15 protein-coding genes are annotated in these 12631 nt (G+C 65.6%); 4 read left to right on the top strand and 11 right to left on the bottom strand.

The window, feature by feature from the left end; genetic code table 11:
* Window positions 1-5: 5 nt before the first annotated feature.
* Both VSX60_RS11290 and VSX60_RS11295 read right to left on the bottom strand, forming a co-directional pair.
* Complete coding sequence (locus tag VSX60_RS11290) at window positions 6-992, bottom strand: Gfo/Idh/MocA family protein (protein ID WP_327624279.1); 987 nt, start codon at window positions 990-992, stop codon at window positions 6-8.
* A 99-nt stretch (window positions 993-1091) separates the two neighbouring features.
* Window positions 1092-2093, bottom strand: coding sequence for an adenosine kinase (locus tag VSX60_RS11295; RefSeq protein WP_327624280.1), 1002 nt, complete (start codon window positions 2091-2093; stop codon window positions 1092-1094).
* Between the two features lie 134 nt (window positions 2094-2227).
* Between VSX60_RS11295 and VSX60_RS11300 the strand changes: the two genes are divergently transcribed.
* Window positions 2228-2977, top strand: a complete 750-nt coding sequence (locus tag VSX60_RS11300; protein ID WP_327624281.1) for a sulfate transporter family protein — start codon at window positions 2228-2230, stop codon at window positions 2975-2977.
* Between the two features lie 209 nt (window positions 2978-3186).
* On the top strand, window positions 3187-4020 hold the full coding sequence (locus VSX60_RS11305; RefSeq protein WP_327624282.1) for a hypothetical protein: 834 nt from the start codon (window positions 3187-3189) through the stop codon (window positions 4018-4020).
* A 152-nt stretch (window positions 4021-4172) separates the two neighbouring features.
* Here VSX60_RS11305 and nth read toward each other — a convergent pair whose 3' ends face one another.
* Window positions 4173-4979 (bottom strand): endonuclease III, encoded by an 807-nt coding sequence (nth, locus tag VSX60_RS11310; RefSeq protein ID WP_327624283.1) that lies wholly within the window; start codon window positions 4977-4979, stop codon window positions 4173-4175.
* A gap of 25 nt (window positions 4980-5004) precedes the next feature.
* On the opposite strand from nth, the gene VSX60_RS11315 reads away from it, so the two are divergent.
* Together VSX60_RS11315 and VSX60_RS11320 are read left to right on the top strand one after the other, a co-directional pair.
* Window positions 5005-5514, top strand: a complete 510-nt coding sequence (locus VSX60_RS11315) for a DUF2244 domain-containing protein (RefSeq protein WP_327624284.1) — start codon at window positions 5005-5007, stop codon at window positions 5512-5514.
* A gap of 130 nt (window positions 5515-5644) precedes the next feature.
* The gene (locus tag VSX60_RS11320) at window positions 5645-6505 is read left to right on the top strand and encodes a bifunctional helix-turn-helix domain-containing protein/methylated-DNA--[protein]-cysteine S-methyltransferase (protein WP_327624314.1); all 861 of its coding nucleotides are present in this window, start codon (window positions 5645-5647) and stop codon (window positions 6503-6505) included.
* A 70-nt stretch (window positions 6506-6575) separates the two neighbouring features.
* Here the strand turns inward: VSX60_RS11320 and fae are convergent, their stop codons facing one another.
* From fae to VSX60_RS11360, 8 genes are all read right to left on the bottom strand, one after another.
* On the bottom strand, window positions 6576-7124 hold the full coding sequence (gene fae, locus VSX60_RS11325) for a formaldehyde-activating enzyme (RefSeq protein ID WP_327624285.1): 549 nt from the start codon (window positions 7122-7124) through the stop codon (window positions 6576-6578).
* 102 nt (window positions 7125-7226) lie between these two features.
* The gene (locus VSX60_RS11330) at window positions 7227-7847 is read right to left on the bottom strand and encodes a 2,3-bisphosphoglycerate-dependent phosphoglycerate mutase (RefSeq protein ID WP_327624286.1); all 621 of its coding nucleotides are present in this window, start codon (window positions 7845-7847) and stop codon (window positions 7227-7229) included.
* Between the two features lie 51 nt (window positions 7848-7898).
* Window positions 7899-8714: a 4-hydroxy-tetrahydrodipicolinate reductase gene (gene dapB / locus VSX60_RS11335; protein WP_327624287.1), complete on the bottom strand. Its 816-nt coding sequence runs from the start codon at window positions 8712-8714 to the stop codon at window positions 7899-7901.
* Between the two features lie 36 nt (window positions 8715-8750).
* On the bottom strand, window positions 8751-10571 hold the full coding sequence (locus VSX60_RS11340) for an ABC transporter ATP-binding protein (protein WP_327624288.1): 1821 nt from the start codon (window positions 10569-10571) through the stop codon (window positions 8751-8753).
* Between the two features lie 155 nt (window positions 10572-10726).
* Window positions 10727-11110, bottom strand: a complete 384-nt coding sequence (locus VSX60_RS11345) for a YraN family protein (RefSeq protein WP_327624289.1) — start codon at window positions 11108-11110, stop codon at window positions 10727-10729.
* Complete coding sequence (rsmI, locus tag VSX60_RS11350) at window positions 11107-12000, bottom strand: 16S rRNA (cytidine(1402)-2'-O)-methyltransferase (RefSeq protein ID WP_327624290.1); 894 nt, start codon at window positions 11998-12000, stop codon at window positions 11107-11109. The genes VSX60_RS11345 and rsmI overlap by 4 nt, the downstream gene beginning before the upstream one ends.
* A gap of 37 nt (window positions 12001-12037) precedes the next feature.
* Window positions 12038-12361 carry a type II toxin-antitoxin system RelE/ParE family toxin gene (locus tag VSX60_RS11355; protein WP_327624291.1) on the bottom strand — a complete coding sequence of 108 codons (324 nt, stop codon included), beginning with the start codon at window positions 12359-12361 and terminating at the stop codon, window positions 12038-12040.
* Entirely contained in the window at window positions 12324-12599 is a 276-nt protein-coding gene (locus VSX60_RS11360) for a ribbon-helix-helix domain-containing protein (RefSeq protein WP_327624293.1), read from the bottom strand. Before VSX60_RS11360 ends, VSX60_RS11355 begins: the two co-directional genes overlap by 38 nt.
* Window positions 12600-12631 lie beyond the last annotated feature (32 nt).

A 12631-nucleotide genomic window follows, 5' to 3' on the forward strand; every position in this document is an offset into this window, starting at 1 on the left:
GCCGGTCAGGCTAGCGTTACCCAATCGCCCGTTTGCCCGGCCGTAAACAGCGCGTCGATCGCAGCCTGGTTGCGGCGGCTGGATTCCAGCGGGAAAACCCCGCCATTTCCGTCCACCGCCTCGCCAAACGCCTCGACCTGCAGGCGGTACTGATCAATCCCCGGAAAGCGGAAGGTCTGCGTCAGCCGGTGGCCGCGATCGTGCAGCAGCACCTTGTCGCCGTCGTAGAGGCTGGCATTGAACGGAGCCGCAAGCTCGATAAACCCCTCGGTGCCGTGGAAGACGACGGTCTGGCGGTTAGCCATGCGGGTCCCGAGATAGACGCTCATCTCGAAATCGCCGAAGTCGACCGTGCCGGTCACGAAGGAATCGGTGCCGAACGCGTCGTCGGTCACGACCTTGGCTCGTACACGCACCGGCTCCTTGCCGGTCGCGAAGCGCGAGGTGACAAGCGGATAGACGCCGATGTCGCGCAGGGCGCCGCCGCCGAGTTCCGGCCGGTTGCGCATGTTGGCGGGGTCGACATTGTGGTAGCTGAACGACGCCTCGATATGGATCAGCCGCCCGATCGCGCCGTCGGCGATGAGGTCGCGTACCTTGGCCCATTGCGGGTGATAGGTGACCATGAAGGCTTCGGACACGAGGACTCTTGCGTCCTTTGCCGCCGCGATGATGCGGTCGATGTCCGCGGCGGTCATGCCCATCGGCTTTTCGCAGAGGACATGCTTGCCGGCGTCGATCGCCTTCAAGGTCCATTCCGTGTGCTGGGCCGTGGGCAGCGGCACATACACCGCGTCGATTTCGGGGGAGGCAAGCAGTTCGTCATAGCTGCCATAGGCGCGCGGGATGCCGAAGGCAGCCGCGACCTCTTGCGCGCGTTCACGATCGCGGCTAGCGATCGCCGCCAGCGAGCCGTTCGTCGCCTTGCCGATCGCCGGCATCAATTGCTCCCGCGCGATCTTGGCGGTGGACAAGATTCCCCATCTCAGCATGTTGCGTATCCCTCACAGCGTTTGAAATGACGTCGCAAACACTCTTCCCGACCGTGACCGGCGCACCGCCTGAGCGATGGGCCGGCCGTAACCGCGTGGTCAGCCGCCGAGCACCGCCTTCACCTCCGGCAGATCCTTCAACGGCGTCTGCGGACGCGGGCCGATCTGCCCGATGATATGGCCGGCTGCGGCGACGCCAAGCCTGGCGCTCTGCTCGTGGTCGAGACCCATCGTATAGCCGCGCAGGAAGCCGCTGGCGAAAAGGTCGCCGGCGCCGGTCGTGTCGAGGATTTCGGGGATCGCCAGCGCCGGCACCGCAATGCGCTGGTCGCCCTCGACGACGATGCAGCCCTTTTCGCTGCGGGTCACGGCGCAGAAGCGCTTGGTGTCCTTTGCCAGTTGGTCGAGCGCGCTGTCGAGATCGTTCACTTCGTAAAGCGACAGCGCCTCGCTTTCATTGGCGAAGACGATGTCGACGGTGCCCGAGCGCATGAGATCGAGGAATTCGTCCCGGTAGCGATGGACGCAGAATGCGTCGGACAGCGTCATCGCGACCTCGCGGCCATTGTCGTGGGCGATCCGCGCCGCCTCGACGATCGCCTGCTTGGCGCGCGGCGGATCCCACAGATAGCCCTCGAAATAGGTGACCTTGGCGGCCGCGACGATGGCGGGATCGATATCCTCCGGACCGAGTTCGACACAGGCGCCGAGATAGGTGTTCATCGAGCGTTGGCCGTCCGGCGTGACCAGGATCATCGAGCGGGCCGTCGGCGGATGGCCGTCGAGCGGCTTGGTGGCGTAGTGGACGCCGAGGGCGCGGATGTCGTGGGCGAAAATCTCGCCGAGCTGGTCGTTGGAGACCTTGCCGAAATAGGCGCCGGTTCCGCCGAGGCTGACGAGGCCGGCGACGGTGTTGCCGGCGCTGCCGCCGGACATTTCGATGCCGGGACCCATGACACCGTAGAGATGCTCGGCGCGTTCGGTGTCGATGAGCGTCATGCCGCCCTTCTGGATCGCCTCGCGTTCGAGAAAGCCGTCGTCGGCGCGCGCGATGATGTCGACGATCGCGTTGCCGATCGTGAGAACGTCGTAATCTGTCATGATGGGGTCCGTCGTTGCAATCGCGGTCTTCCTAGCGCGCGGGCTGCCGATTGGCCAGACGCGGTCCGCCTGAGACGGCGTTGCGGACACCGGCGCCGCTGCATATCTCGCAGGGCAATGAAAAGGACGCACCGATGATTTTCGCCTCCGCCCGGCTGGCTTTCGCCGATATTTTCTCAGCCCCCTTTCGCGGAGCGTTGTGGAAGGCCCTCGGCCTCAGCGCCATCGTGCTGGTTGCCTTGTGGTTCGGCATCGCGGCGATCGCCGAATGGGTCGCGGTGCCGTTCCTGTCCAATCTGTTTCCCGATGCCCCGTCCTGGGTCGATCAGGCGGGCAGTCTTGCCGGATGGGCGGCCGGTTTCGCATTGGCCATTTTGCTGGCCTTCCTGATCGGGCCGATCAGTGCGGTGATCGCCAGTCTGTTTCTCGACGATGTGGCGGAGGTGGTCGAGGCGAACACCTATCCCGAAGTGTCCGCCGGCACGGCGATGCCGCTGATTCCCGGCCTGATCCTGTCAGTCAAGTTCTTCGGCGTCGTGATCCTCGGCAATCTCCTGGCCCTGGTCCTGCTCCTGGTGCCGGGGATCAACATCGCCGCCTTCTTCGTGGTCAACGGCTATCTGCTCGGCCGCGAATATTTCGAGTTCGCGGCGATGCGCTATCGCACAGAGGCGGAGGCCAAGGCGTTGCGCGGTCGCTACGGCACGACGGTGTTTCTGGCGGGGCTGCTCATCGCCGGTTTCCTTGCGGTACCACTGCTCAACCTTTTGACGCCGCTCTTCGCCGCGGCGCTGATGGTGCATCTGCACCAGCGCGTCTCGCGCAAGGAGGGCGGGTTGATCGCAGGCGAAGCGACGAGCGCGGCCCGCTTGGCGCGGGGGTAAGCGGCCGCTTTGGGTGGAAGCCGGTCATTCGTGAGACTGCGTTAATGGCATCGTTGCGCCCAATGCTGCCCTTCGGCGGCTTAAACCCGGTTCCCAAAAGCAGCCGTCCGTATGGTCAGCCGTAATGGTGGTGGAGACGGTTCGCGCCCAGCCATTGCAGGGAGAAAGATGTCATCTTCCGGCGCGGGATCAGGTAGACTAGCGTCGAGATGAACGGTCTTTATGTCGCTATTTCGCGCGTCACAATCGAAGGCGAGAGGGTCGTTGCTCCCGGCCTGCGGCTAGAGCCAGCCTATGCGCACGTGTTCGCGCACCCCATGCTGGCCGTCAAACCTCCGCCTGAGCCCACTGCCCATCACCCGGCCCCGTGGACTGCGGTTAAACAGTCGGGAAACGTCGAAACCGCGACTGTTCAGCTTACGCTCGATCCTGAGGGACACGCCTTACCCGACGATGCTTTCTCTCGGGTGCGCTCAGCGATCTCGCTTCTGCGTCTCATATCCGGTTTACCGATCCGCGCGCCCGTCTGGTCCGATATCAGTTTCGCCGAGATAGCCAGCGGCAAGGCGCACGGCGGCGTTCGCCAGTTTGATCCGCCGCTTCAATGGCCGATGGACGATTATCCGCTCACTCAGGATGTCACGTCCACGCTCGCAACCCTGCTTCCCCGGCTCCGAGAGCGCAGGCAAGAGGACAACTTTGCAGCGGCTTATGCCTTACTAGACAGCATGTGGTGGATACCGACGTTGAGCGCGCAGATGATCGCTATCTGGAGTTCGGCCGAAGCGCTCATGCAGCCCAGTCGGAAAAGTATGACGAAAGAACTGGCTCGCCTCGCTCGCGGCGCGCTTGGTAAGGACCGCAGCGATGGCGATCGTATCTTTGAGGAGGTTATTCGGCTCTGCGAGGCGAGAGGGGCGGCGGCACATGCGGGGCGCGAACCTGCGGCAGACGACGTGCAGGCCTCATACCGGATCGCCCGCAACCTGATGATGCGTTCACTCTTGAGTACGGGGAACCCGCCACCCTTGAGCTATAGATAGCGATTGGAATCGTCCGCTTCAGCCGATACCGGCGCTGGAAGCTGCCGGTTGGAAAATGGCCCGCTCGCGATGTTTGATCGGAACGGCACGACGTCAGAATAGGGTCGGAAGCAGCCTTTCGAAACTTGCCGCATGGTCTGGGTCGTTCGGTGTCAGCCGGACGCGGTCGGTTCCGGCAAGAGACCGGCCGGCAGCTCGCGAAGCGGCGCCGGAACGTCGCTCGTCTTGACGTCGGCCTTGCAGAGATCCGCGATCACGCAGGCCTCGCACTCGGGCTTGCGCGCCTTGCAGACATAGCGGCCGTGCAGGATCAGCCAGTGATGCGCGTGCCGCAGATACGGTTGCGGAATGACCTTGAGGAGCCCGGCTTCCACCGCCTCCGGCGTCTTGCCGGGCGCCAGCTTCAACCGGTTGCCGAGCCGCAATATGTGGGTGTCGACGGCGAGCGTCTCCTCGCCGAAGGCGGAGTTGAGCACCACGCTGGCGGTCTTGCGGCCGACGCCCGGCAGCGCTTCAAGCCCGGCGCGATCGCGCGGCACCTCGCCGCCATGCTGTTCCACCAGGGTCCGGGCCAGCGCCGCGACGTTCCTGGCCTTGTTGCGATAAAGCCCGATCGTGCGGATATGCTCGCGGATCACCTCCTCGCCGAGGGCGGCCATCTTCTGCGGCGTGTCGGCGATCTTGAAGAGTTCGCGGGTCGCCTTGTTGACCCCGACATCGGTCGCCTGGGCCGACAACACGACGGCAACGAGGAGGGTGAACGGGTTGGAATGTTCGAGTTCCCCCTTCGGGTCCGGCCGCTGCACGGCGAAGCGGCGGAAGATCTCCGCGATTTCGGCGCGCGTATAGGGAATGCGCCGCCGCCGGGCGGGTGGACGCTGCGTGGATCGACCTTGAGACGAAGCGCCGCTGCTCTTGCGCTTGACCGATTGGGGAAGTGGGACGATCTTTTCTGCCATGTCGGTCCTATAGCGATGCGAGAGCATGGGTGACAATTCCACGGTGAACCGAACCGGCGACCAGGCGGCCGACCGGCCGATCTTCCAGGCTCTGCTGGTGCCCTATCGCTCGCTCGGCCCTCGCGGCTTCACGGTGGTGATGGCCTTCGTCGGACTGGTGAGTCTGGCGACCAGTCTCGGCTTCCTCGCCAAGGGCGCATGGCCGGTCGCCGGCTTTTTCGGTCTCGACGTCCTGCTCGTCTGGTGGGCCTTTCGCGCCAGCTTCCGGTCGGCGAAGGCGCGCGAGGAGGTGTCGCTGTCGCGCACCGATCTGGCGATCCGCAAGATCTCGCCGCGCGGCGTCGTGCGCGAGGCGCATCATAACCCGTTCTGGGCGCGGTTCCATGTCGCTCGGCACGAGGAAATCGGCATCACCCGCATGAGCGTCGATTCCAACCGGATCTCCACGGAAATCGGCGGCTTCCTCAATCCCGACGACCGCGAGAGCTTCGCCCGCGAATTCCATCGCGCGCTGTTGACGGCGAAAGGTCGCTGAGACGGCGTTGGGGCCGAAAATCGGGTGGCGGGCGGCGCGTGACCGTGATCTGACGGCAGGCGAAGGAGACCACACCATGCTTTCCATCGATGTCACCTCGGCCCAACCCACCGCCATCCGGAACGCCGCGATGCCCGCTTCCGCCGGCCTGTGCGACTACGACACCGTGCGCCGGACGATCGAGTTCATCTCGACCGAATATCGCCACCAGCCGAGCCTTGCCGCAATCGCCGGGGCGCTCGGCAGCGACGAGGAGGCGCTGTCGGCGGTGTTCAAACGCTGGTCGGGCCTGACGCCGAAGGCGTTTCTGCAAGCCGTCACCATCGACCACGCCCGCCGCCTGCTCGGCGAGGGCGCCACGTTGTTCGACGCCGCCTTCGAGGTGGGCATGTCCGGCCCCTCCCGCCTGCACGACCTGTTCGTCAAGCACGAGGCGCTGTCGCCGGGCGCCTACAAGGCGAAGGGCGAGGGAATCGCACTCTCCTACGGCTTTCACCCGACGCCGTTCGGCCTGTCGCTGGTGATCGCCACCGAGCGGGGGCTCGCGGGCCTCGCCTTCGCCGAGCCAGGCGTGGCGGGCGAGGCCGAAGCGCTCGACGACATGCGCCGGCGCTGGCCGAAGGCATCGTTCCGGCGCGATCAGGACGCGACCGCGCCGCTGGCCGCCCGCATCTTCGAGCCGTCCAACTGGCGCGCCGACCGGCCGCTCCGGGTCGTCATGATCGGCACAGATTTCGAAATCCGCGTCTGGGAAGCGCTGCTGGACATTCCGGTCGGCGAGGCATCGACCTATTCGACCGTCGCCGAGCGGATCGGCGCGCCGAAGGCCGCCCGCGCCGTCGGCGCGGCGGTCGGCCGCAACCCGATCTCCTTCGTCGTGCCCTGCCACCGGGTGGTCGGCAAATCCGGCGCGCTCACCGGCTATCACTGGGGCATCACTCGCAAGCGGGCCATGCTCGGCTGGGAATGCGGGCTGTTGGCGCGGGATTGAAGGCGTCTCCGGCTCCACGGACGCGGCCGAGGGATGATGACCGCGCCAGCCGGAGCGCGCGGTCCAGCCGTCAGATTTTGCCGTCGAGGCCCATCTGATAATATTTGTGGATGATCTTGTCCTGGTTCTCCAGCAGCCAGTCGATCGACGGTTCGTTCGTCATCGCCTTGCGGATCGCTTCCTTCATCCCCTTGCGGTGGATGTCGAAGAGCACCTTGTGGTCGAGATCCTTGATATCGACGATCGTCGGAGCCAGCCAGACCGAGCAGATGATGCCGAGATCGTTGACCTGATCCTTGGGCAGGATGCCCTCGCGCACGGCATCGAGCACGCCGTTGGCGATGGCGAACTGCACCGTGCCCATCAGGATCGAGGTGTATCGCGAATCCTTCACCGTCACCTTCGACACGCAGAGTGTCGCCGGGCGCACCATGATGTCGGTATTGAGCAGCGCGAAGACGCGGCTGTGGCCCTTCACCTGATCGCCGGTGAGCGTGGCGAGGGCGGTGCCGACGGGGCCGTCGAGCGCCCCGATGACGACTTCCGGCTCGGCGGCTGTTCCGGGAGGGCCGCCGGCGACAAGGGCTTCGCCGGTGCGCAGGACGATACGGTCGGTCATGATCTCATACTCTCGCTGGTTCAGGCGCCCACCGCGTCCTAGCAGCCTCGGGTGCCGCGTTCAAATCCGCGGAGCGCGGCAACCGCCGCAATCGGCCGGATCCTAATCGGCGAGGACGGTCTTCTCCGCGACGGTGGAATCGGCGTTGAGCCGGTAGACGATCGGCACGCCCGTGGCGATCTCCTGGCCGACGATCTCCTCGCCGGTGAGGCCGTCCAGCGCCATGACCAGGGCGCGCAGCGAGTTGCCGTGCGCGGCGACGACCACCGTGCCGCCGCCGAGCACCTTCGGCAGGATGTCGTGGATGTAATAGGGCCAGACCCGGGCGCCGGTGTCCTTCAGGCTTTCGCCGCCGGGCGGCGGCGTGTCGTAGGAGCGACGCCAGATGTGGACCTGCTCCTCGCCCCATTTCTTCCGCGCGTCGTCCTTGTTCAATCCGGACAGATCACCGTAGTCCCGCTCGTTGAGCGCGACGTCGCGGATCGTCTCCAGACCCGTCTGGCCGAGTTCCTCCAGCATCAGCGTCAGCGTGCGCTGGGCGCGGGAGAGTTCGCTGGTGAAGGCGATGTCGAAGGTGAAACCACCGGCCTTCAGCCGGCGGCCCGCGTCCTTGGCTTCCTCGACACCCTTGTCCGTCAGGTCGGGGTCCTTCCAGCCGGTGAAGAGGTTCTTCAAATTCCATTCGCTCTGGCCGTGGCGGACGAGGACGAGGGTTCGAGACATGGGAGAGCCTTTATTCGCAAGGGATGGAGGAAGGTTGCGGGTCGGCGGTGGTCAGTCCGCGAGCCCGAGAACGTCGCGCATGGTGTAGAGGCCGGGCGCCTGATTCTTGGCCCAGAGCGCGCCCCACACAGCGCCACGCGCGAAGATCGCCCGGTCGGCCGCAAGATGGGAGAGTTGGATGCGCTCGCCCTCGCCGGCCAGGATCACCGAATGGTCGCCGACGACCGAGCCGCCGCGCAGCGTGGCAAAACCGATCGTGCCCGCCTCGCGTGGGCCGGTGTGGCCGTCGCGGGCCCGCACGCTGTTGTCCGCGAGCTTGACGTTGCGTCCCTTGGCGGCGGCTTCGCCGAGAAGCAGGGCAGTGCCGGAGGGGGCGTCTACCTTGTGCTTGTGATGCATTTCGAGGATTTCGATGTCGAATGCGTCCGGTCCGAGGGCGCGCGCGGCCTTTTCGACGAGACCGACGAGGAGGTTGACGCCGAGGCTCATATTGCCGGATTTGACGATGCGCGCGGTCTTCGCCGCGGCAGCGATTTCGGCTTCTTCCGCAGTTGAAAATCCGGTCGTGCCGATGACGTGGACCAGCCCGCGCTTGGCGGCGAGAGCGGCAAATCCCGTCGAGGCGGCCGGCACGGTGAAGTCGATGATGCCGTCGGCGCCGTCGAGCGCGGTGTTGACGTCGTCGCTGATCGTCACGCCGAGATGTCCGGCGCCGGCAAGCGTTCCCGCGTCATTGCCGAGTCCCGGCGAGCCGGAATGTTCGAGCGCGGCGTGCAGCCTGGCGCCATCCGTTTCCATGATGATTTGGACGAGGGTTCGGCCCATGCGGCCGGCGGCGCCGAGGACGACCAGTTTCGTTTCGCTCATCTCAACTCCGAATTCCTTGTGCGGCGCATTGGATCGTCAGGCGCGCATCGTGTCGGCGATCGCCTCGGCATGGGGGCGGTCGGCATGCGTCTGGAGACCGTAGAAGCGGGCATAATGTCCATCCGGGCGTCCGACAAGTTCGCCATGGGTGCCGCGCTCGACGATCTCGCCGCCGTCGATGACCAGGATCTGGTCGGCGTTGACGATCGTCGACAGCCGGTGAGCGACGACCAGCACCGTGCGGTTGCGCATCGCCTGTTCGAGCGCCGTCTGGACCAGCGTCTCGGATCGGGTGTCGAGCGCCGAGGTCGCTTCGTCGAGAAGCAGGATCGGGGCGTTGCGCACCAGGGCGCGGGCGATCGACAGGCGTTGGCGCTGGCCGCCGGAGAGGGAGACGCCGTTTTCCCCGAGCGGCGTGTCGTAGCCTTTCTGCTGAGCGATAATGAATTCCTCGGCCTGGGCAAGCCGCGCCGCTTCGTCGATCTCCGCGTCGCTCGCGTCGGGGCGCCCGAGGCGGATGTTCTCGCGGATCGTGCCCTCGAAGAGATACGGCGTTTGCGGCACATAGGCGATTTTCGATCGCAGCGAGCTTTTGGTGATGTTTCGGATGTCCTGTCCGTCGATCAGGATACGGCCTTGCTCCACGTCGTAGAAGCGCTGCAACAGGGCGATGATGGTGGATTTGCCACCGCCCGACGCGCCGATCAGCGCCGTCGTCTTGCCGGCCGGCGCGGTAAAACTCAGGCCGCGCAACACCGGCTCGTTGCTGTGATAGGCGAAACCGACATCCTTAAAGACGATTTCGCCCTTCTCGACCACAAGGCCTTGGGCGTCGGCCGGGTCGGCCTGGCGCGGTTCGAGGTCGAGGATCTCGTAGATCATCTGCGCGTTGACGAGGGCGCGTTCGAGCTGGACCTGCAGCTTGGCGAGGCGGCGCGCCGGGTCGTAGGCGAGGAGAAGCGCAGTGATGAACGCGAACATCGCGCCGGGCGAATAACCGTAGGTGATAGCGCGGTAGCCGGAATAGGCGATGACGCCGGCAATGGCGATGCCGGCGACCACCTCGGTCACCGGCGTGGTCCGCTCGGTGATCACGGCGATCCTGTTGGAGCGCTCTTCCGCCGCCAGGATCAGATGTTCGATCCTCTCGCGCAGCGGCTTTTCCATGGTGAAGGCCTTGACCACGGTGATGCCCTGGGCGGCCTCCTGCATGGAGCCGAGTACGCGTGCGTTGAGGTCGATCGACTGGCGCGTCGCGACACGCAGCTTGCGTGCCAGCCCGGCGATCATCAGGGCGATGGGTGGGCCGGCGAGCAGGGCGATCAGCGACAGCAGCGGGTCCTGATAGACCATCACGAAGACCAGAAAGACCAGGGTCAGCAGATCGCGGGCGATCGAGGTGACGGTGAGGTTCAGCGTGTCGCGAATGCCGGCGACGTTCTGGTTGATGCGCGCGGCCAGATGCGCCGAGCGGTTCTCGCCGAAGAAATCGACGGACAGGTCGAGGAGATGAGCGAACAGCCGCCGCTGATAGCGCGCGACGATGTTGTTGCCGATCCGCGCCAGGATGACGCCCTGACCGTACGTCGCCAGACCGCGGATGGTGAATGCCAGGAAGATCACGATCGGCAGCGTGACGATCGCCGCGCGGTTCTGCAGGACGAAGATCTCATCGATCACGCTGCGCATGATCCAGGCGAGAAAGGCGGTGGACGCCGCGACGAGAACCAGACAGACGATGGCGATCGCGTACTGGCGCAGGAACAGCCGGCCGTTCTCTTCGATGATCCGCTTGAGCAGACCGGTAACCAGGCCGCGCTCGGTCGGTTTCGTCAGGGAGATCTTCGTGGTCGTCACGCCGGCGGCCGGCCCCGCTGTCTGTCGTTTCGTGATGGCTGCCCGGTCCTATAGAGCGCCAATGGTCCGATGCCTATCCGCGCACGGTGCAAGCAGCGGACGCAAGAGGTCAGTGAGACAATAATATCGCGCCGGTCGAATGCGGGAAAGCGACGTCAGTGCCGTCCCTGCCAGGCATGCGGCACATGCACCGGCCAGCGCCACGGCAGGATGGCGACGATATCGAAGCGCAGCGACAGGCGTGCGTGGTCGCGCTGCCGGGCGAGCCACAGATCGGCCGCCGCCTCGATCCGCCGCTGAGCCTCAGGCCCGACGGCGTCCATCGCCTCCGTCAATGTTCGCCTGACTTTGACCTCGACGATGGCGACGAGATCGCCGCGCCGCGCGATGAGATCGATTTCGCCGCGTTTGGTGCGATGGCGCACGGCGAGGATGCGATAGCCCGTGAGGCGCAGAGCCCACGCCGCGAGCCGCTCGCCGCGATGCCCCTTGCGAAAGCCCCGGCGCCGCTTTTCGGACGCCCCGGTCGGCGCTTTCACCGGCCATCCTTGAGGGTGAGCGCGCGTTGGTAGAGCTCGCGCCGGGGAAGGCCGGTGAGCCGGGCCGCCTCCTGCGCCGCCCTGGTCGGCTTCATCTCGGCCAGAAGCCCCAGAAGGATCGTGTCCGCGTCATCGCTCGTGGCGGCCGCCTCCGCGTCCGGCGGGGCGACGCAGACGACGATCTCGCCGCGGACCCGTTCCATAGCGGCGAATTCCACGGCCAATTCGGCCAGTGTGCCGCGATAGATCGTCTCGAAGGTCTTGGTCAGTTCGCGGCACACCGCGGCCTGCCGCGCGCCTAAAACCTCGGCCATGGCGGCGAGGCTGTCAGCGATACGATGCGGGGCTTCGAAGAAGACCAACGTGCCCGGAACCCGCGCGAGGTCCTGCAGCCGTGCGGCGCGCGCCTGTTCCTTCTGCGGCGGAAAGCCGGCGAAGAAGAAGGCGTCGGACGGTAATCCGGAGGCCAGCAGCGCGGCGAGCGCCGCCGAGGCGCCGGGGATCGGGATGACTGCAATGTTGCGTTCGATCGCCTCCCGGACGAGCCGGTAGCCAGGGTCCGAGACGAGGGGCGTGCCGGCATCGGAAACCACCGCGACCGACAGGCCCGCTTCGAGGTCGGCGAGGAGCGCCGCGCCGGCATTCTCGGCATTGTGCTCGTGATAGGCAAACATCCGCCGCCCGATGCCGAACCGGGCCAGCAGCTTCGCGGTGACGCGGGTGTCCTCGCAGGCGAGCCGGTCGGCCCCGGCGATGATCTCCAGCGCCCGCAGCGTGATGTCGCCGAGATTGCCGATGGGAGTGGCCACGAGATAAAGGCCCGGCTCGGGTCGCGGCGCAGTCCGTTCGACGTCATGGATGCGGTAGCGGCGGCTTGATGTGTCCGTCATTCAGGGACAGGGCCTGATCCGGCGGTTTGGCGTTTGCTCAATCCGGGGTGTCTTCATATCGCTGTCCCGCGTAAAGTATTCGCAGGATAACCAAATGGTCGTCTTCGACCCGATAGGCGACCTGCACCCGGCGCTCGAACGAATAGGACCGAATCTCGGGGGCAATATCGGGTCTGGCACGGCCCTTTTCAGGAAACTCCGCCAGCTTTTGGCAAAATCCCTCGACTCGATCGAGGAAGCGAACCGCATTGGCCGGGCTGTCTTTTGCGATGAACTCGCCGATCGCATCGAGATCGCGTTCGGCATGAGGATCGAACCGGACGTCAAGTGGCATCACGTCCAGGCTTCGCTCCGCCGACATACTTCGCGCGCAATCGGTCGAACATTTCGCCTGCCGGTATCGATGGCTGCGGGTCGGCGAGTGCGGAAAGAACCTTCTTTCGCATCATCTCGTCGAGCGAAGCCTCTTCCCGCTCCAGCGCGCGCAAACCGGCCCTGACCACTTCGCTCGCGTCTCGGAATTCGCCTGTGCGAAGCTTGGCATCGACGATCGCCTGGTCCTCGCCCAACACGATCGTGAAGGAATTCGGGTGTTGCATGGCAAGAACTCCATCGACGCGGCAAAACGAAT

Origin of the sequence: Aurantimonas sp. A3-2-R12 (genome assembly GCF_036016755.1) — a bacterium.
Lineage (GTDB): Bacteria > Pseudomonadota > Alphaproteobacteria > Rhizobiales > Rhizobiaceae > Aurantimonas > Aurantimonas coralicida_A.

Coding starts and splice junctions, on each gene's coding strand:
- VSX60_RS11290 (WP_327624279.1), bottom strand. CDS start 992: ATGCTGAGATGGGGAATCTTGTCCACCGCCAAGATCGCGCGGGAGCAA.
- VSX60_RS11295 (WP_327624280.1), bottom strand. CDS start 2,093: ATGACAGATTACGACGTTCTCACGATCGGCAACGCGATCGTCGACATC.
- VSX60_RS11300 (WP_327624281.1), top strand. CDS start 2,228: ATGATTTTCGCCTCCGCCCGGCTGGCTTTCGCCGATATTTTCTCAGCC.
- VSX60_RS11305 (WP_327624282.1), top strand. CDS start 3,187: ATGAACGGTCTTTATGTCGCTATTTCGCGCGTCACAATCGAAGGCGAG.
- nth (WP_327624283.1), bottom strand. CDS start 4,979: ATGGCAGAAAAGATCGTCCCACTTCCCCAATCGGTCAAGCGCAAGAGC.
- VSX60_RS11315 (WP_327624284.1), top strand. CDS start 5,005: ATGGGTGACAATTCCACGGTGAACCGAACCGGCGACCAGGCGGCCGAC.
- VSX60_RS11320 (WP_327624314.1), top strand. CDS start 5,645: ATGCCCGCTTCCGCCGGCCTGTGCGACTACGACACCGTGCGCCGGACG.
- fae (WP_327624285.1), bottom strand. CDS start 7,124: ATGACCGACCGTATCGTCCTGCGCACCGGCGAAGCCCTTGTCGCCGGC.
- VSX60_RS11330 (WP_327624286.1), bottom strand. CDS start 7,847: ATGTCTCGAACCCTCGTCCTCGTCCGCCACGGCCAGAGCGAATGGAAT.
- dapB (WP_327624287.1), bottom strand. CDS start 8,714: ATGAGCGAAACGAAACTGGTCGTCCTCGGCGCCGCCGGCCGCATGGGC.
- rsmI (WP_327624290.1), bottom strand. CDS start 12,000: ATGACGGACACATCAAGCCGCCGCTACCGCATCCATGACGTCGAACGG.
- VSX60_RS11355 (WP_327624291.1), bottom strand. CDS start 12,361: ATGTCGGCGGAGCGAAGCCTGGACGTGATGCCACTTGACGTCCGGTTC.
- VSX60_RS11360 (WP_327624293.1), bottom strand. CDS start 12,599: ATGCAACACCCGAATTCCTTCACGATCGTGTTGGGCGAGGACCAGGCG.